Source organism: Microbacterium sp. PM5, from assembly GCF_003293595.1.
In the GTDB taxonomy this organism is placed as follows: domain Bacteria; phylum Actinomycetota; class Actinomycetes; order Actinomycetales; family Microbacteriaceae; genus Microbacterium.
The window spans coordinates 586,348-603,843 of sequence record NZ_CP022162.1 but is presented as its reverse complement, the minus strand read 5'-3'; the positions used below and the strand labels follow the sequence as shown (position 1 = coordinate 603,843).

At 66.2% G+C, this 17,496-nt stretch carries 29 protein-coding genes; all 29 read right to left on the bottom strand.

The window, feature by feature from the left end; all coding sequences use genetic code 11:
• Positions 1-83: 83 nt before the first annotated feature.
• Positions 84-1,043, bottom strand: coding sequence for a hypothetical protein (locus tag CEP17_RS02985; RefSeq protein ID WP_112931215.1), 960 nt, complete (start codon positions 1,041-1,043; stop codon positions 84-86).
• On the bottom strand, positions 1,040-3,400 hold the full coding sequence (locus CEP17_RS02980) for a hypothetical protein (protein ID WP_112931214.1): 2,361 nt from the start codon (positions 3,398-3,400) through the stop codon (positions 1,040-1,042). Before CEP17_RS02980 ends, CEP17_RS02985 begins: the two co-directional genes overlap by 4 nt.
• Positions 3,401-3,413: 13 nt before the next feature.
• Positions 3,414-3,707: a hypothetical protein gene (locus CEP17_RS02975; protein ID WP_112931213.1), complete on the bottom strand. Its 294-nt coding sequence runs from the start codon at positions 3,705-3,707 to the stop codon at positions 3,414-3,416.
• Positions 3,708-3,775: 68 nt separating this feature from the next.
• Positions 3,776-4,096: a hypothetical protein gene (locus CEP17_RS02970; protein ID WP_112931212.1), complete on the bottom strand. Its 321-nt coding sequence runs from the start codon at positions 4,094-4,096 to the stop codon at positions 3,776-3,778.
• Between the two features lie 84 nt (positions 4,097-4,180).
• Positions 4,181-5,035, bottom strand: a complete 855-nt coding sequence (locus CEP17_RS02965; protein ID WP_112931211.1) for a hypothetical protein — start codon at positions 5,033-5,035, stop codon at positions 4,181-4,183.
• Positions 5,036-5,110: 75 nt separating this feature from the next.
• The gene (locus CEP17_RS02960) at positions 5,111-5,545 is read right to left on the bottom strand and encodes a hypothetical protein (protein ID WP_112931210.1); all 435 of its coding nucleotides are present in this window, start codon (positions 5,543-5,545) and stop codon (positions 5,111-5,113) included.
• Complete coding sequence (locus tag CEP17_RS02955; RefSeq protein ID WP_112931209.1) at positions 5,538-5,822, bottom strand: HK97 gp10 family phage protein; 285 nt, start codon at positions 5,820-5,822, stop codon at positions 5,538-5,540. The genes CEP17_RS02960 and CEP17_RS02955 overlap by 8 nt, the downstream gene beginning before the upstream one ends.
• 38 nt (positions 5,823-5,860) lie before the next feature.
• Positions 5,861-6,232 (bottom strand): TM2 domain-containing protein, encoded by a 372-nt coding sequence (locus CEP17_RS15175; RefSeq protein WP_204359855.1) that lies wholly within the window; start codon positions 6,230-6,232, stop codon positions 5,861-5,863.
• A gap of 16 nt (positions 6,233-6,248) precedes the next feature.
• The gene (locus tag CEP17_RS02945; RefSeq protein WP_162722403.1) at positions 6,249-6,659 is read right to left on the bottom strand and encodes a hypothetical protein; all 411 of its coding nucleotides are present in this window, start codon (positions 6,657-6,659) and stop codon (positions 6,249-6,251) included.
• Positions 6,660-6,667: 8 nt separating this feature from the next.
• A complete protein-coding gene (locus CEP17_RS02940) occupies positions 6,668-7,030 on the bottom strand; it encodes a hypothetical protein (protein ID WP_162722402.1) in 363 nt (120 codons plus the stop codon).
• Between the two features lie 18 nt (positions 7,031-7,048).
• Positions 7,049-7,231 (bottom strand): hypothetical protein, encoded by a 183-nt coding sequence (locus CEP17_RS02935; protein ID WP_112931206.1) that lies wholly within the window; start codon positions 7,229-7,231, stop codon positions 7,049-7,051.
• Positions 7,231-8,130, bottom strand: a complete 900-nt coding sequence (locus tag CEP17_RS02930) for a major capsid protein (RefSeq protein WP_112931205.1) — start codon at positions 8,128-8,130, stop codon at positions 7,231-7,233. Before CEP17_RS02930 ends, CEP17_RS02935 begins: the two co-directional genes overlap by 1 nt.
• Before the next feature lie 17 nt (positions 8,131-8,147).
• Positions 8,148-8,534, bottom strand: coding sequence for a capsid cement protein (locus CEP17_RS02925; RefSeq protein WP_112931204.1), 387 nt, complete (start codon positions 8,532-8,534; stop codon positions 8,148-8,150).
• Positions 8,535-8,548: 14 nt separating this feature from the next.
• Positions 8,549-9,817: a head maturation protease, ClpP-related gene (locus CEP17_RS02920; RefSeq protein WP_112931203.1), complete on the bottom strand. Its 1,269-nt coding sequence runs from the start codon at positions 9,815-9,817 to the stop codon at positions 8,549-8,551.
• Entirely contained in the window at positions 9,814-11,100 is a 1,287-nt protein-coding gene (locus CEP17_RS02915; protein ID WP_112931202.1) for a hypothetical protein, read from the bottom strand. Before CEP17_RS02915 ends, CEP17_RS02920 begins: the two co-directional genes overlap by 4 nt.
• A 17-nt stretch (positions 11,101-11,117) precedes the next feature.
• Positions 11,118-12,674, bottom strand: coding sequence for a hypothetical protein (locus CEP17_RS02910; RefSeq protein WP_162722401.1), 1,557 nt, complete (start codon positions 12,672-12,674; stop codon positions 11,118-11,120).
• Entirely contained in the window at positions 12,616-12,921 is a 306-nt protein-coding gene (locus CEP17_RS02905) for a hypothetical protein (RefSeq protein ID WP_112931200.1), read from the bottom strand. The genes CEP17_RS02910 and CEP17_RS02905 overlap by 59 nt, the downstream gene beginning before the upstream one ends.
• Positions 12,922-13,424: 503 nt before the next feature.
• Positions 13,425-13,628, bottom strand: coding sequence for a hypothetical protein (locus CEP17_RS02900; RefSeq protein ID WP_112931199.1), 204 nt, complete (start codon positions 13,626-13,628; stop codon positions 13,425-13,427).
• Positions 13,625-13,834, bottom strand: coding sequence for an HNH endonuclease (locus CEP17_RS02895; protein ID WP_112931198.1), 210 nt, complete (start codon positions 13,832-13,834; stop codon positions 13,625-13,627). The genes CEP17_RS02900 and CEP17_RS02895 overlap by 4 nt, the downstream gene beginning before the upstream one ends.
• Before the next feature lie 190 nt (positions 13,835-14,024).
• Positions 14,025-14,189, bottom strand: a complete 165-nt coding sequence (locus tag CEP17_RS15075; RefSeq protein WP_162722400.1) for a hypothetical protein — start codon at positions 14,187-14,189, stop codon at positions 14,025-14,027.
• A complete protein-coding gene (locus CEP17_RS02890) occupies positions 14,189-14,536 on the bottom strand; it encodes a hypothetical protein (RefSeq protein ID WP_112931197.1) in 348 nt (115 codons plus the stop codon). The genes CEP17_RS15075 and CEP17_RS02890 overlap by 1 nt, the downstream gene beginning before the upstream one ends.
• 129 nt (positions 14,537-14,665) lie before the next feature.
• Complete coding sequence (locus CEP17_RS02885; protein ID WP_112931196.1) at positions 14,666-14,890, bottom strand: hypothetical protein; 225 nt, start codon at positions 14,888-14,890, stop codon at positions 14,666-14,668.
• A gap of 310 nt (positions 14,891-15,200) precedes the next feature.
• Positions 15,201-15,491, bottom strand: coding sequence for a hypothetical protein (locus tag CEP17_RS02880; RefSeq protein ID WP_112931195.1), 291 nt, complete (start codon positions 15,489-15,491; stop codon positions 15,201-15,203).
• 6 nt (positions 15,492-15,497) lie between these two features.
• Positions 15,498-15,734, bottom strand: a complete 237-nt coding sequence (locus tag CEP17_RS02875; protein WP_112931194.1) for a hypothetical protein — start codon at positions 15,732-15,734, stop codon at positions 15,498-15,500.
• A complete protein-coding gene (locus tag CEP17_RS02870; protein WP_112931193.1) occupies positions 15,731-15,967 on the bottom strand; it encodes a hypothetical protein in 237 nt (78 codons plus the stop codon). The genes CEP17_RS02875 and CEP17_RS02870 overlap by 4 nt, the downstream gene beginning before the upstream one ends.
• Positions 15,964-16,182: a hypothetical protein gene (locus CEP17_RS02865; protein ID WP_112931192.1), complete on the bottom strand. Its 219-nt coding sequence runs from the start codon at positions 16,180-16,182 to the stop codon at positions 15,964-15,966. The genes CEP17_RS02870 and CEP17_RS02865 overlap by 4 nt, the downstream gene beginning before the upstream one ends.
• A gap of 3 nt (positions 16,183-16,185) precedes the next feature.
• On the bottom strand, positions 16,186-16,470 hold the full coding sequence (locus CEP17_RS02860; RefSeq protein WP_112931191.1) for a hypothetical protein: 285 nt from the start codon (positions 16,468-16,470) through the stop codon (positions 16,186-16,188).
• 192 nt (positions 16,471-16,662) lie between these two features.
• On the bottom strand, positions 16,663-16,887 hold the full coding sequence (locus CEP17_RS02855; RefSeq protein WP_204359854.1) for a hypothetical protein: 225 nt from the start codon (positions 16,885-16,887) through the stop codon (positions 16,663-16,665).
• 148 nt (positions 16,888-17,035) lie between these two features.
• On the bottom strand, positions 17,036-17,341 hold the full coding sequence (locus CEP17_RS02850; protein ID WP_112931189.1) for a hypothetical protein: 306 nt from the start codon (positions 17,339-17,341) through the stop codon (positions 17,036-17,038).
• Positions 17,342-17,496 lie beyond the last annotated feature (155 nt).

Genomic DNA, 17,496 nt, shown 5'->3' with positions numbered 1-17,496 from the left:
GTTGTACATCAGATCCGCGACCCACGTGACCTGCGGGACACCATCCTGAACAAGCTGCCGGACCGTCGACGACACTGAACGCATCAGGACCCCCCAGCAGCTCCCGCGTACTCCCACGCCGTCGACCACTCCGAATACCGCGGCAACGCCGCACCGATCGCCGTGTACGTCCCGAACACAGCAGCCAGATCCGAATACCGCAGCGACGGCTTCACCAACGCCGGCGCGGGCGGGGCAACCTCGAGCCCCGTTGCCTGGAACCGGGACCATTCGCCGCCTGCACGATGGTTCACGTCGACCTGCGTCAGAGACGAAACGAGCATGAACGCACGCCGTGGGAGGAACCCTTGATGCGCGCGGATCAGCCACACCGGCACCTGCGGTTGCGTCTGAGTGCCCAGCGTCGCGAGGACACGGGCCGCGTCCGCATCGGATGAGACACCGAAGTCGAGTGCAACATCGGATGCGCTCTGCCGCGGACCAGCACCGATCAGCGTCGGTTGAATCTGCCCTTCCGTGCGGACAGCATCACCATCGGCGGTGAACGTCATCGACGGCCACGATCCAGCCATGTTGAACACCGTCGCGTTCAGAGACGGGTCGAGAGGCTGCTGCAGGACCACACCGTTCGGGTCGCCCACCCATGGGAGAGTCACCGTTCCGAGCGACACCCGGCCCACGCTGACACCGTCCGCGAAGCACTCCAGTTCGTACGTGGTCGGGACATCGAACCCGGTCTCGAGGTCGAGGAACCCGCCCGCGCCGGTGAAGAACCGGCTGATCGCGCCTCGCACCCGGTCTGTGCGGCCTTGTGAGCGCCACCACAGCGTCACCGCGTCCGTACCGTCCGGAAGGTCGATCGGGGTGGTGGAAGCGTCCCCACCGCTCACGAGTGGCCCTGTGGAGCCCGCGGAGCCGCCGGACAGGGAACCCGGCCCGGTCGACCCCGCAGACCCACCGTCGTAGATCACGAGCGGCTCAAGGGTGATCTCCACACGCGGGACCGGGAAGAAATCCGTCCGGGGAGTGAGTGTCACGATCACGCGGTCACCCTCCCCCCGGACGCCTTCACAGCACCCCGGTACTGCGCATCAGTCACCGCACCCGCAGCCTCAGTACGCATACGCCCGATCAACTGACCATCGGCATCCACGATCACTACGGTCGAAGGTGCTGTCACCGACACGCCCTGTGCAGCGATCGGCAGAACCGACCCCAGAGCTCCCGATACTCGCGTCGCATCGATCGTCGAGGACGAGAAGCCAGATGTGAACTGCGACAGGAGAGCGGTGCCCGACTTCTCGACCTTCCCCCACCCCGAGCCAGCGAACACACCGCGCTTCGCCGGTGAATGGGGGAAGAACCCAGCCACCCAGGAGAGCACCCCGTTGACCGCATCGCCGGCCGGGCCGAGCATGTCGTTGATGCCATCGATGAAGCCTTGGATCATCGCACGCCCCGACGACACGAGCCGGTCCCCGGCACCCGACAGCGCCGCAGCCGCACGGTCCGGCAGCGATTGCACGAACCCGACGACTTCGCCGATGCGAGCACCGATCTGAGCAGACAGAACCTGCCCCTGCGCCACCATGCTGCCGATCGACGCACCCCACTGAGCTCCGAGCAGTTCGGCACCCCGCATCACATCACCGATCGGACCCGTGAGGCCCGCCATCTGCGCCGAGATCTCGTCGATGCTCTTGTTCCCCGTGATGAGGTCGAAGAACGCACCCACGGCCGCCGTGGCGCCGGTGGTGTTCTGCACCAGTCCCAGGATCAGCGGTACAAGGATCTGCGCGAGCTGAATGATCGCGGGCAGCGAGTCCGCCACCGACGTGAACAGTCCCGGAAGCTGCGGAAGGATATCCTTCGCCATCTGCAGGAACGCTGGCAGCGCATCCTTGAACGCGGTCGCCAGGGCCGGCCCCTGCTTCTCCGCGAGATCAGCGATCACCGGCAGCAGATCATCACCGACGATCGTCGCCAGCGATTGGGCCACTGGCAGGAACGCTGTCCCGATCTTCGCCTGAATGTCATCCCACGTCGCCGCGTTGATGCGGTTCTTGTTCGCGAGTTGATCTGAGGTGTTCGCGAAGTCGTCCGACACCTTTTGCGTCTGCTTCAGCAGCAGCCCGTAGCGGGCCTGCTGCTTCTGCGCCTCGGTGAGCTGCACGTTCGAGCCGGCCATCGCAGCCTCGAGAGCGAGCTGGGCGCGCGTCTGCGCGTCCGCCGCCTTCTGCGCCTCCGTCGACGACTCACCGTAGTTCGCCACGGTGTCCGTGTAGTCCTGCGTCGCCCGGTTCAGCGCGTTCTGAGCGAGCTCGACCTTGCGAGTATCCACGGACGTCTGCACGAGACCTGACGACATCGCGTAGGCGGTGACTGCGGCATCCGACAGGTCGATACCGAACTTGCGGAGCGGCTCTGCCTCACCCGCGAGCCCCGACTGGAAGACGCTGAGCGCATCCGAAACCTGCAGGTTGAACACGGAAGCGAAATCAGACGCGCGACCGATGAGCTCGTTGAGCGTGTACGCCGCGTTGCCTCCAGGCCCCGCGATGGTCTGAACGAACGCCGAGAACTGTGTCGCGTAGGAGTTCAGCTCCCTCTTGCTGAGGCCGAACGTCTTCGCGCTGTTGTCGCCGAGCTTCAGCACCGCCGACGATGCGTCGCCGTAGGCGACCTGAACGGCGTTGATGGATTCGTTCAGGTCAGACGCGATCTCGATCGAACCGACCACGAGATCGCGTGCACCGCTAACAGCGGATTCGATGATCTGCCCGAGCCCGATCGCGGCGATCACGCCGACGACACCAGCCTTCAGGCCCGAGAGTCCTCCGAGGAAGCCGGACTTGAATCCTTCGCCGCCTCGACGCCCCGCCTGTGCAAGCTGATCGCCTGCACTATCGGCCGCATCCGCGAGGCGCTTCTGCGCGGCGCGCAGGTCCTCGGTCGAGGCCTGTGTCGTGTCCTGCGCTACGCCGAGCTTGCGCGCGGCAGCTTCGAGCCGTTCCTGAGCTCGCACGACCTGAGAGGAATCAGCCGCGTACTTCGCTCGGGCCTCCGCGAGCTGCGCCTCGGCGACACGCACGTTGCCCGCGAGGTCCTGCTCCTTCAGACGTGCCGCCGAGAGCGTCCGGGTGGCCTTCGTGACGCTGGCCTGAAGGTCACGCACTGCCTTATCGGAGAACCCGGTCGACTGCTGGTCGAACGCGGCCTTGAAGCCCGCGCCGACCTGCTTCCCAGAATCCTGCCCGGTCCGAGCGAACGCGCGCTTGAAGCCGGCGCTGCCGGTCTGGGCCGCGGCGTCCATCTCCTTGTTCGTCGCCGACCGGAACCCGACGAACGTGGGGACGATCGCGACCGTTCCCTGACCAACCTGAGGACCATCACCGGCCATCCGGATCCTCCGCTCAGTCAGGGAACGCGGACACCGCATTCAGTCGCAGCTCGAGGTCCGCCCGCATCTGCGGAGTCAGATCCTCGTTGTTGTCGTGACGACGCCAGGGCAGCGGGAGTTCGATCGGCTCCGGAACTGCCTTCGTGTTGCGGTAGCGGTTGAGCGTGGCTTCCGCTTGCAGGACGGTCGCGATTTCTGCGTGCGTCGCCGCACGCACGAATCCGGACATCTCGGCGACCAGGTGAGACCCTGTTTCTCGTCCGAGCTCCTCGATCCATGTGCGCGCCTCACCGTAGGTGAAGTCCACGCCGAGACGGGACAACCTGACGCCGAGGTAGCGCTTGAAGTCCCATGTGAGTGCTGAGCGGTGCTCCTCTACGAAACGGAGGAGCTCAGGGATTCCCCCAGCGGAAGTTGCGCCGCCTTCGCGAACTCGGTGAAGAAGGTGCGCATGAAGCGTGCTCGTTCCAGCCCGCCGAGACCCTTGTACGCTTCCTGAACATCGGCGCCGAGCCACTCCGCGACAGCCGCGAACTGCTCCTCCTCGGTCTTCTCCTCGCCGCCGGTTGCGACCTCCATGACCTCAGCGGGCATGTCGAGATCGATGACGAACTTCACGCCCTTCTTGGACGTGTACCGGAACACGTCATCGATGACGTCGTACTTGCCCTTCTCGGGCATCGGCTTCTCAGCCATGTGGGTGTCCTTCCGTGGGTGGTGTGGGTGAAGTGAAAGAGGCGGGTGGCGGCGTCACCCACGATCGCCGCCACCCGCCAGTCGTTACGCGACCGTCACCGACGGCGAGGTTCCGCCCGTCAGGCCCGAGCCGTTCGCGGCGAACTGCACCGCGGACGGGAACGTCAGCGCGATCGGCGAGGTACCCGAAGCCGTCACTCCGCTGATACCCGTGACGCCCGCGAGGGCGTTGATCGCAGCAGCGACCGCCGCGGCGTTGGCGTTGTACGCGATGGGAGCGGTCCACGCGCCGTTGACGGAGAGCGCGAACGATCCCCCGGTCGGCGAACCGTTGAGAGTGACGTTCCATCCGGTCTTCGCGCCGGAGGCGGGAGACATGATGACCCACTCGCGGAAGTGCCCCCCGATGCCGATGTCGCGGTTGATCTTGAACGAGAGGGCGTTGCCCATGACCCCGCCGCGCTCGCTGCGATCCTCGGTCGAGGATGCGAGCTGCACGTTGGGTGCCTGGCGGCGGCGCACGGCACCGTTCTTGAAGATCTCCTCGGAGTACACGACCCAGCGGGTCGCGTGGCCGCCTCCATCGATGACGGTCATGTTGTTGGCGTCGGGAGTCATGCCGGAGATGATCGCCCGCACCGCCGCTCGGAGCGCCTCAGCGGCGGTGATGCCCAGGGTGACGTCCGCGAGTCCACTCGGGATCGAGTAGCCCTCCTGCCAGAACTCGATCGGGTCGCCCGAAGCGGCCCACGCGAACTGAGGGCCCCCATCGGTCTTCAGCAGACCGATCGGGGTGAACAGTCCCATCAGGGACGTGATGTCGCCCTGGTTGCCCTGCGAGGGCGTCAGGAGCGGAGTGCCGAACGGAGCGAACGCGATGCGGCCAGAGACCGGGACGCCGACCGCTTCGATGTCGTTCCCAGAGCTGTCGACAGTCATGGGTTGTCCTTTCAATGAAGAACGCCCCGGTCGGGGCGCAGTGTTGGGTGGTCGGGCGAAGGCCCTGTGGGTGGCTCAGTGAGCGCGCGCGACGACGCGGAGGGTCGCAGTGATGTACACGCGTGCACGGTCTTGGTTCTCCGCGACCATCACAGGCCCGAACCGGCTGGTCACGGCCGCGACCGGATTCGAAGGGTCAGCCGACGGCAGTTCGTCGATCAGCGCGCGGACGATCGCGGCGAGATCCTTCGCTTCCTTCGGGCTCTTCTTCGTCCCGGCAAGAACGGTGAACCCGACTGAAGCCTCGCCTGTGTGAAGCTCGAGATCCGTCGTCCCGTCGTCGCGGACGATGAGGGCGCGCGCTGGCCAGGATGATGACTCACCGGACGGTTCGACCCTGTCCACCTTCACGTCCGAGCACACCGGCTCGAGTCGGCTGGACAGCAGCTCGCGGAAACGGCGAATGAGGTAGAGCTCGAGGTCATCGTGGATGAGGATCGGGTCAGGCACGGCGGCGCCCCTTCGCGTTCTTGCGGAGCGCGCGCGCAAGGTTCCCCGTCTTCGATTCGATGATCATCGACTTTGGGTCAGAGGCGACGACCAGGCCGACGTACCGCTTTTGGAACTTCCCCGCGGTGCTGATGCCGTTCTTGTACTCCCCGCTGTCCTCGGGTGCCGTCTCCCGCGCGGTGGCAGCGATCTCTGCTGTGGACGCATCGACGAGGTCGATCACACCCTGGGAGCGTCCGAGCTGGTCGAAGAAGCTCTCGTTGAAATCAATGGGCATCGCGGACCTCCGACCTAGTCGGGCGCCCGCCGCCGACGCTACGGGTGCGCGTTGTGCTCGTTGACCATCGTGGGGATGAGGAAGAGATCGACGATCCACCAAACGACGACGGCGAGGAGCATGAAGATGCCGACCCCGATGACGGTTAGCGCCCAACCGCCCCACCAGAGTAGAAGCATGGCCACTGCGCTTCCGGGTCGGCCGAGGTAGAAGCGATGTGCGGCGAAGCCGCCGAGAAGAATGAGCAGCAGGTACCCGATGCCCGCATCCTTCATCGGGCGCGTGTGGATGATGATCGGTGCGGCGGCTGGGGCGAGTGGCCCCCACGCTGTGCCGTCCCACCACTGCATGACACCGTTCCTGTTCGGGTACCAGCCCGGAGGCGTCGCGCTCGGTCGATCGATCGTCATGACCGTGATCGTAGCGTCAGCCGACGTAACGCGTCAGCGGGATCTCCCGCGGCGGCGTGAACGCCGTGAACGGGTTGGTGTCCGCGGCCGGCGGGATGCCATCGATCTGGTACGTCGCCCCGACGAACACCGTCCCCGCAGGGATCACCGTCGCCGTCTCGGGCAGGGGTGGGGTGAAGGTGCCGTCGAAGATCCGGTCACTCTTCTGCACATCCAGGGCACCGTCGCAGAACAGCGACTTCGCTTCGGATGCTTGATCACGCGTCGCCGTCGCCAACAGGGCGGTCGATGTCTGCGCGATGAACGACTTCGGGAGCGCGCGCAGGATGGGGTGCTCCCAGTCCTCCGGCTTGTACGTCTCGCTGTACTCGTCCCACACCGGACCGCCCCGCAGTCGCCACACGGTACGCCCGTGGGGGAAACGCATCCGGTGCATCAGCAGCCCCGGTCCGGCCACAGGCGACTGATGGGCCGCTCCAACGGGAACGACCCCACCGGAAGTCCAGACGCTACCGTAGACGCGCACAGCGACCGCAGAGCACGCGTACGCGACCCATCGAACGCGGACACCACATCGGCGTAATCGACACCGGCGGAGCCGATGCGTTCAGACTTCACCATCCGTGAACCGCGATCCTCGACGTCCGCGTAGATCCGTTTCAGGATCGACACAGCCGTCTTCCGCTCCTCCGACGTTTCGTCGAGAGTAAAGATGCAGGGGGCGATGGAACGAGCCTCCGCCAGCACCTCACGGGCGAGATCCTCGTCCGCGCCGATGACATCCGGTGTGATAGCCAACCCCACCGCCCCCTCTCGTCAGGCCGACGCCGAAGCGTCTTCCACGTCGTTCTTCTCCGGCTCCGCCGGGTTGAGACGGTCGAACCGCTCGAGGTCGTCCTTGTGGACGTCGACCTCGTCGCCGAGGAACCCGAACACGCCCTCACGGCCATCGGCCGCCCGGTAGGTCACGATGCCCGCCCGGATCGTCCGCTTGGCCATCAGCCGGCCAGACCCGTCACCTTGAACACCGAGTACGGGTTCGTGACGTACTGGACGAAGCGCGCGTCGGTCTGCACCCACGTGCGCTGGTGCTCCGGCTCACGCCACGTCTCGGTCGACAGCGGCTTCTCGAACCGCTGCTCACCGGGCTGACCCGCCTCGAGGGCGTACGCCGTGCCGGCCGCGACACGGTTCGACGCCTGGAAGGCGAGACCATACGACGCGGCGACAGCCTCGAAGTCGGAGCCGTACACGAGCCGCAGCTGCGCGTACTGCGCCGGGTTCAGCACCCACGTGTTGATCTCGACGCCCAGCTCCTGCTGATCGGCGAGCAGCTGCACCTTCGCGAAGTCCGCAGCCGGCCATGCCGACGCGTTCGACTGACTGGAACCACCGGTGACGGTGTTGTTCCAGTTCAGGCCGACGACAGTCTGCGAACCGATGCCCGCGATCGCCGCGTCGACGATCGCGATCGCACGCGCATCCTGACGACGGATCATCGCGTTGATGAGCTTGCGGCCCTCACGCTGGATCACACCACCGTCGTTGCGGTCACGAGCCTCGTCGGTGACGAAGAACTTGCCACCGTGCTTCTCGACCGCCGCGACGTTGGGGTTCGCGTTGTCCGACGTGACGAGCGGGAACTCGCCACCCGGTGCGACCTCCTGCACGTCCCGAGTCGGGAACAGGTCGTTCAGGGTGAGCTGGTCGTAGATGACCGCACCACCCGAAACGCCACCCGGGCTCGAGAAGAACAGGGGGCTGATGTAGTTGCGGAGCGTGATGTCCGACAGGTACCGCGTGATGCGAGTCGGCTGGTTCAGCATCGTCTCCACCGTGATGGTGGAGCCCGAGACCGTGGGGCCCGCGAGCGGGTACGCCGCAGCGTTCTGTGCCATGGTTGTGCTCTCCTCTCTCAGTAGAGCTCGATGAAGACGTCGTTACCGGACGTTCCGGCCGACCAGGCACGGCCACGGGCCTTGCCAGAGTTGAGCGTGACGGCACGCCCGTTCGAACCGATCTCGACCTCCGCGCCGACCGCGATGTTCCCACCGGCGGTCACGGGCACCACAGCACCCTTGGCCCGGACGACGAGGACCTTCGCACCCACAGCAGCGTCACGCGCCGCGACACCGACGGACAGTCCCGCCGCGGTCGCCGTGACCACCGTCGCCGGCGTACCCGCCGTCACCGACAGGGCCGCGGAGATGTCGACGAAGGTCTTGCCCGTGACGCCGCCGGAGCCGACGATCGCGGTCAGGTGGGTTCCCGGCTCGTACGCCGGGATGCACTCGTTTGCCATGATGGTGGCTCCTCTCAGCGCGCCCAGTGCGCGGGGTAGGCGTCGTCGGACGCGACGGCCTGGTGGCCGAGCTCCTCGACGGGGACGGTGTTCTTCGCGAGCGTGGCGAGCACCGCGGTGGTGCCCTCCTCGTCCTTCTCGAGCAGCGCCCGGAAGTGCTCACGCGAGGACGCGCTGATGCGGCCCTCCTGCAGCGCGGTCGCGATGATGCCGTCGCGGCGCGACCGGTCCTGCTCCGCGCGAGCCTCGGCGCCGCGGGCAGCGTTGCTGCGCAGCTCGGCGAGCACGTTCGCGTCGATCGCGACGATGCCCTCCGGGAGGCCAGCGGTGGGTGCGGTGGCGGTCGGAGTCACCTCGGGAGCCGCCGCGGCGACCTCCGGGGTGTCGGTCTCGGTCGTGCCGAGCCGCTCCTGAACACCAGCCTGGGGTGCGTCGTTCGTCACGACGTTCTCCTTTCGGATGGGGATACCCGGCTCGGACGAGCTCGGGGGCTTGGGTGCCGTCGCACGCGCAGCGGCAGCGTGAGTGCGCGCCAGTTCGGCGGCGGCAGCGTCGGACGGTTCGACGAGCAGCAGATCCGGTTCGGTGTCGTCACCGACCGTCATCGCAGGTCCCGCATCGGGAACCACCTCGACACGATCAGCGAGACCCATCGCGACGGTGTCCGCGGCGGTCATCCACGTCTCTTCGGCGAGCAGCGACGCCCAGTCCTTCTCGCCAGCCTTGTCGGTGTAGACCTCGATCATCGACGCCTGCAGGGTGTCGAGGAAGTCGGCCATCTTCCGCATGTCGTCGGCGTTGCCCCACTCGATCGCAGACGGCGAGTGGATCATCATCTGACTGCCGGGAGACATGACCGTCTCCTCACAGCCCGCGGCGATGAACGATGCGGCCGACGCGGCGAGACCGTCGACGACAGCGATGACGCGGGCGCGGTGGGCGGCGAGCATGTTGAGGATCGCCATCGCCTCCCACACCTCGCCGCCGGGTGAGTTGATGCGGAGGACGATCTGCTCCACCGTCGCCGGCAGCGAATCGATCACGTGCGCGACGTCCTCGGTGGAGATCCCCCACCATCCGCCGCACGAGTCGATCGGACCGTACATGCGGATCGTCGCGACGGTCGCATCACCCGCTGCTGCCATGGGCGTGGTCACGGCGGAGAAGAACTCCGCCTTCGAGGTCGGAGGTTCCATGTCGCCCCAGTACCGGCGCGCAGCACGGTCCTTCTCCGGCTCCTGCCGGGCCTGCACCGAGGGGTGCATCGGTCGAACGGTGGTCATGCTGCAGCTCCCTGTGTCGGTTGAGCGGTGGATGTCGCCGGATCCTTCACCGGCATGCCGTACTTCGCGCGCGTCCACGCCTCGAGCGCCGCATCGGGGAAGATGACCTTCGCGTCGACGAGCGCCTTCAGCGCGTCAGCGGTGATCGGCTGCGTCTCACCGATCACCGCGGGGATGATCCGCGGCGCCGGCTCGGACGGTCCCCAGTTCGCGTCGACGAGGTCTTCGATGACGTGCTGCTGGATCACCTCGGCGAGGTGCTGTGCGACGGCGTTGAGCGAGTCGGTGAAGAACGTCGCGAACGTCTCCCCCAGCGCGTACGAACCGGTCGCGTTATCGCCGCCGAGGCTGAGGAAGTGCAGGAGCGCGCCTGCGGCGATCTGCTCGTCGTAGTACCGGATCAGCGCATCCGTGTCGGGGAGTTTCCCGGTGACGCCCATGAAGGAGAAGTCGGCACCGTTCGGTAGTCCGACGCCGGCTGCATCACCAGCGCGCGCTTCGGTGGCGAGCTTCTTGCCCGCCTCGATCTGATCGTCGAGCCACTTGGTCGCCTGATCGAATGTCCAGTCGACCGCGTTCTCCGGCAGCGGCGGCGCCTTGTACACCGGCAGACCCAGACCGTTGCGTTCCGCGGTCAGCGCCTGGATGCGCAGCACCCGATCCTTGAGGATGAACATCTTGTACGCCGCGCGAAGCAGCGACTCCCCGAACCAGTTCGCGCCCTCACGCTCGTTCACGAACGCGACGAGACGATCCACCGGGATCACGACAGCCTTGCCGTCCTTCAACGCCTGCTGCTTGATCGCGACGAGCCCACCATCGGATGCCACATCGATCTCAGAGATCGTCCGTGGCGGCCGCCACGCGAGCTTCCCGATGTGCGCGAGCCCATTCGCGTCGATCTCATACACCTGCTCGAAGAACGAGTGCCCGTACACCAGCTCAAGCGACGCGAGCCGCAGGAACTCCTTGAACGAGAACCGGCCCTTCGTCCGCAACGGGGCGACGAACGGCTGACCCTTCACCGGCAACCCGAGATCATCGGCGATGTGGTTCGTGACCTCTTCACGACACCCAGACCCGTCGATCACCCAGTCGGTGCGGAGGATCGGGAGGGTCACGGCACGGAGCACCGACTTCACCTGCGGATCCTCACGACGCATCCGGTCGAACACCTCAACCGACTGCGGCCACTGCAGATCAGGGTTCCGCTCCGTCATCCACGACAGCAGCGACGCCCACCCAACAAGGCCGGGGTCCGCCTGATATCCGATCTCGGGCAACGGCGGACCTCCTCGGTCTAGAAGCGCACGGTGCGCAAATCTGCCTCACGCCGCCCCGTGTCGGAGTGCCGCACAACGGACGGTGAGGGCGGCAATGGAGCCGGTTGACGTTTCGGGCTGGCCTCGGACTTCAAGACGCCCCACAGAGCCCACGTGACCGCCTGCGCCATAGACACAGGCTTCGTCGGGTCCGACTGCTCCCACGTCAACCCGGCACGGCCGATGTTGCGGGTCGTCGCGAGCTCCAACGACTTCGTCACCTCAGGCTGATCACGGTGCGGCACCAGGCCGGCGTTCACGTGCTCGATGAACAGGGTGTGCGCGGCGGCGATCTCGTCGAGGTTCATCGCGAGGTACTTCACCTTCGCCTGATCCAGCGAAGCGATCACCGCGGCCGCGTTCTTCGAGTCGAGGACAACGAGCGCGTTCCCGTGCTGCGCCTTCAACTCCTTCAGCATCGGCGCGACCCACAACGTGCCGCGCTCGGTGTGAATGTGCTCGACCGCGATGTTCTCCGAGTCGACCCGCACCGCGGCGCCGATCGTCGCGTACCCGCCGCCCCGACCCAGCGCGAGCGACAGCACCACGCCATCACCGGTCACGCCGGCGTCGTCGCGAGCATGTCGCTTCCACACCTCGAGGTCGAGTTCGGACAGTTTGGCCGCCTCTACGGGGCGTCGGTTCGGCCACACCGATAGGCGAAGCCGCCTGACGGAGTCGGCGGACAGACGCGAGATCTCGTCCTCGATGGTCTCCCTCGTCAGCCCCGGTCGGTACCCAAGGCCGGGATTCGAAGCGATCCAATTCCGCTCATCACGGATATCGATCCGCTCCGCCTTGTCCGGGTCATCGGACCCTTCCGGGCTGAACTCGATCCACCCCGTGCGCGGGTCGTTTCCAGTCCGGCCGCGATCGCGCACGCCCTCCCACACCTCGGCATCGTTGAGCTCGTCGGGGACGGTCCCAGTGAAGATGATCTGCGTGTTCTCTACCGCCGACATCGTCGGCAGCAGTGCGTCGAGAGCGGCCTGCGACATCTGCTGCGCCTCGTCACACACCAGCACGTCAACTGTGAACCCGACGCCCGAGTTCGCGGACCTTGCGAGGTACAGAAGCCGGTTCCCGTTCGCGAGTTCGAAACCTTCCTCGCCGTGCGCCGTGGAGATCCGGGTGATCTCCCCCATCAGCGCCGCGGATCCGGTGATCACGCGTCGCAGCTTCAGGAAAGCCTCACGCGCCGTCTTGAACTGGTGAGCCGTGTGGACGATCGTCTTCGGTTCACCATCCGGCTTCGGCCACAAGTACAGATGCGCGAGATCGACCGGCGACAGAATGTCGCCCTTTCCGTTCTGCCGAGCGACGAGCTCACCATGCTCCGTGCACACCCACCGTCCGAACGCATCGACCGAGAAGATCGAGTCGAGAGACAACGCCTGCCACGGGTCGCTCTGCTTCCCCGCCAGGTACCAGAGGTCGAGAGCCTCATCACCCAGAGAACCCGCCCGATCCGGCAGCCTATGAAGCCTGGGACGCTGCGAGCCTACGAGCTCGAGCGTCGGCGAGTTGGTCGGCAAGAGTGACCCCCTTCACCTGACCGTTACCCTGCAACTCGGCGAGTTCCCGCAGGATCTCCCGCTGCTCACGCATCTGCAGGTACGCGCGTTGTGGATCCGTCCGCTTCAGCGCCTTCACCAACTCCCGCGACTCCTGCAGCATCTCCTTCAGCACCTCGACACGCGACACGTGCCCCTCAGCCGTCACCGGAGCATCCGCCACCGGCTCCTCAGGAACCACCACCTCCGCCGGCGCCTGCTTCGCCATACGAGCATCAGCCGACGTCGACACCCTCGCGCTCCGCTGCACCTTCGCCGCCACACACACCGCACACGCACCACCCGGACTCTTCCGGCATCGCAGATACGCCCGGTACGTCCCATGAGCAGCGGCAGCACGCGGCATCCGACACCCCCTAACGGGAAACGCGACGCGAAACGAAACGCGACAGGGAGAAAAGGGGACACGCCGCGCGGGAGGTGGCCATGGTCTGGGGCTTCATGGATTTTTGGGTGGGCGGAGTTCTGTGGGCATGTCTTCGCAGTTGATCCGCACGTTGGTCTTGGGGTGCAGCCACTGGCAGAGCAGAGGGTTGTGCTGGTACTCATCGTGGATGATGAGCTTGGCGGGGAGTCGGCGTGTGGGGTGGCAGGCGTCGCAGGACTGGCCGCGTGCGCGGTCGTGTAGGCGTCTTTGCCACCATGTGCGGGGTTCGCGGTGTTCGCGGCATGCGGGGTCTGTGCGTCGGTGGCGGGTTGTGGTCGTGAGGCTCATGCGCGTGTCTTCCACGTGTGCCATGCCATGCGGAGGAACGCGGTGGCGAGGTCTCGGCGGTAGCGGCGGGTGCTGAGCGTGATGCCGGTTCCGTCGCTGAGTGCGTGCACTTCGGTCGTGACGGTGCCGACCTCGATGGGCTTGGCGTCGCCGTGGGCGATGAGCACGCGGGTGGTGAGTGTGCCGATGGTGGCGGTCATGATGCCTCCCAGATCTCGGTGTCGGTGTTGTCCCCGCGGCGGGCGTTGCAGCGCATGTGGGCGGGGCGGAGTTCGTTGCAGACCAGGTGGCCGCCGAGGGCGAGGGGTGTGACGTGGTCGGCGGTGAACGACATCGGGTCTCGGCGGTCGAGGGTGGTGTCGATGGGTCCGCCGCAGATGTGGCAGACGAGGCCTTCCTCGATCACGCGGCGGAGGAGAGCTTTCCGTTTCCGCTTGTACGCGGCTTTCCCTTTCCCGTCACGGATGCTGCGGTTGCTCACGGGGTGCCTCCGTCAGTCGATGGAGAGGATGACGTTCGGATCGTCGTCGGGGGTGTCGTTCATCGCCAGATCGCAGCAGATGCCGACAGGTGACGGGCGTCGCAGACAGGGCAGGTCATGCTGCGCCTCGGATGATGATGCCGGCGAGGATCTCCGCACGAGACGTGAACCCGAGGCCGCGATGCTCGACGCGGTCGGCCCACGTGTAGGTGGGGGTCTTGGCGGGTTTGGTGAACGGGATGCCGGCGCGCTTACGCGCCTTGCGAGCTGCGGTCGACATCACGACTCCCAGGAGTCTCCGGCGGGGCCTTCGAGGTGCATACACGTGATCGCGTTCTCGATGGTCGCGTGGTCGTCGCAGAAGACAGCGAGGTTGTATCCCTCGCCTTCGATCTCGAAGCGTCGGCGAGCGGGAGCGGTGCACTCCGGCTGCATGCAGTTCGTCCACGACGTCGTGCCTGCTTCACGGACGTGGTCGCGGAGCCAACGGCCGTAGCACTCACGCGCTTCCTCCGCAGTCGCATGAGGTGCGTGAGTGGCGCAGTACCCGAGCGGGTAGCCGCCGCGCTTGCTGAGGCTGGCGTAGTGATAGCCGCCGTCGATCTTCGCCGCGGTGAGGTGTCGCATCGGTGTGCTCCTATCGTGTGCGGGGCCAGCCGCAATGCCTGCAAGCCTGCGCGTACGTCGTCACACCGAGGACGCGTGTCCACGCGTGTATGCCGATCAGGCAGGCGATCAGACGCCACCCGTGGGGGATCATGAGCCGATCAGGAACCGTTGATCGATGACCGTCACAGCGGTCTCGTACAGGCGGGGAAGGTACGCGGTCCCGTGGTGCCCGCAGTAGGCGAGTGAGCCGGTCGGGTAGGTGGCGTACACGAACGCTTGCGCGCCGCACCCTTTCGCATCGCACCGGTCCGCTGCGACCTCGACAACTCGGGTTCGGTCACGGTCGACGACGTCGACGGGTGGTGTGCTCATCGTGGTGCTCCCTGTGCGAGCGGGGGCGGTCCCGGCGTGGAGGCCCGCTCAGGGCCGCCCCGGCTCGCTCCCTCGAGTTCTGTTCCGAGGGTCAGGTGCGGCAGTGCTGCCGCGTTCACCGACAGTGCGTCGCGTGTCAGGCGGCGTGCCGGGAGAAGGTGGGGCCGGTCCGCACGATCACCACGGGATGAGGAGCGTGATGTTGCCGACCGGCCAGGAACGGGAGAAGCCCCGCTGCGCGTGGGCGGGGCTTCTGTGTCCTTGACGGACTGTTCCGAGATTGAATGTAGGGTCCGAAAACGGTCGGGTGTCAACCTGATTCCAGAAATTGTTCTGAGCGGTGCTGTGCGGCTTCCTGCCGCGCGATCTCCCTGCGGATGCGGTAGGGCTGTGTCGGGTCGTTCTTCATTCGCTCACGCCACCATGCGCGGAGCACCCCGAGTTGTACTACGCGGACCCGTTGACCGTCGCGTATCGCCCAATCCATCACCATTCCTCGGGCGCGCCAGTACTCGATGCACCGTTTCGTGCGGCCGATCTTCTTGGCCGCTTCACGGTAGGTGAGCCACTCGGTCTCGTCCTCGAAGAATGGGTCGATCATGGGTCCTCAGTCGTGGGTGAGTTCTGCGGTGGTGTCGGGTGACGCCCAATACGTCGCATGCGCACCCGGCTGGTACAGGGTGATACCGACGAGGGGCACGTTGTACCGGGCCTGGTGAGGGTCGTTGAAGATCCCGTGCGTGACCGCTCGGAGAGTGCCCTCGACAGGGGTGCCGTGGATGGTGACGGTCAGGTGGGCGCCGATGTCCGTGCGGGTCAGGGATGAGAGAGCTCGACGAGTCACGACGACTCCCGTTCGCCCGAACCGATAGCCGACAGCGCTGCGTGGGCGAGGCGGCGGTACCGAGCTACCGGCCCCGACCACGACGGGTCGCGGCGATGGTCAAGCTCCAGCCGCACACGCTGCTCCCACGTGATACCCCGGTCGTAGCCGAACTCCTGCCACCACATCGCTGCGGCAACACGCTCGACCACTTCCTCGTCGCGCTCCTCATCGGTCTTGACGCGCGTGCTCACTCCGAACCTCCCGGTTGCTGGGCGCGCACGCGAGGGCGCGTGAGGCGACCCGCTTTCTTCACGGCGGCAACGGCCACCCGGCCCGCGTCGACCCACTCGAAACGCCACTCGTCGGGCAGGATGTCCCAGTCGTCGCCGCCTTCCTGATCGAGTTCGAGCGGGCGCTCGGCATAGAGCGCTCGGCCCACCTTCTCCGCCAATTCCTCGTCGCTCATGCTTCACTCCCACGGTTCGGTTGGTTGCGGCGGAATCATCGCCGCAAGTAGTTCCCTCGCGAACTCTCCGCACCGCTGCACACGGTCGTGATGGTCACGACCGGCAAAGAGTCCCTGTTGGAGCAGGAACGCTCGCACGCTATAGAACGGCTGCTCGGCACCGCTTGACCCACGTTGGCCCGACAGGCGCTCGATTCGATCGGCTGCCTCGCGCATGAGGTCAGTCGCCGTGCCGCCGCGCCACCCTTGGCGGAGCAGCTTGGTCAGGGTCGCGTCGTCGTGCGTCATCGTTCACTCCTGCCATTCGGTAAGATCGTCTGCGTGTGCGGCGTCATGACTCCCGCCCTTCCGGTTTCTGGTCGTCGGAGATGCCTGCGGCGCGACGGTGGCTAACGAGGCGGCAGTCCAGCACGCAGCCGCAGTCACAGCCGGATGCGCAGCAGTGGCAGAACTCGGTAAGCAGGGCCGCTTGAAGCCCGGTCACGACGGATCACCCGACTCAGCGCGGCCCTCGGCGCGCGCCTTCGCGATCTCGGCGTCCACGAGTGCCTGATGCTCGCGCCACCAAGCGCCACCATCCAGATCGTCCGCCGCCAATCGGAGCTGCATCGCGGCCTCGCGCATCACGGTTCGGATCGGTTCCGCGACCTGCTCGCGCAGTGCGTCTTGATCGATTGTGATCTTGATGTCAGGTGTTTCGGGCATCATCTGCTCCCGTTCGTGTGGTTCTCGGTCTTCGGTGCGGGCTCGTTGCCGGAGCCCCCGCAACGCGTGCAGATGCCAGCGAACGCATAGCGCGGGCTCACATGGCCTGTGCCGGCACACCCTCGACAGGTGCTCATGACAAAGCCGCTCATGACGGATCACCCGACTCTGCCCAGATGGATGTACGGCCCCCGTACCGGGCGTCGTACTCGGTGCGAATGACAGCGCTAAGGTCCGCACCGACCCACTGCTCGTCACTCAACGTGATGACACCATCGGTTCCCTTGGTCGCAAGCACGGCGTTCAGTAGTCGGCGCAGGTTGATCGCTTCCTGCTCGCATCGGGAACGCTCATTGCGGACCGCAACCAGCTCTGCCCGCAGCGCATCCTCGATCGCAGATGTATAGGTGTACTGCCCTCCGATGGGCGCGGAGATGAGATCGATGTTGCTCATCGCTGCTCCTGTTCGTTGTGGACCGTGAGTGGCTCGATACCGAGGCACCACTCCTCCGGCCAGTTCCATGTCCTGTGCTCGAGGTGCGGAGTTGTCATAGCACACGGCTGCACCTTCACCGGGCGGATAAGTTGACGCGGCATCGCCTCAGGCAT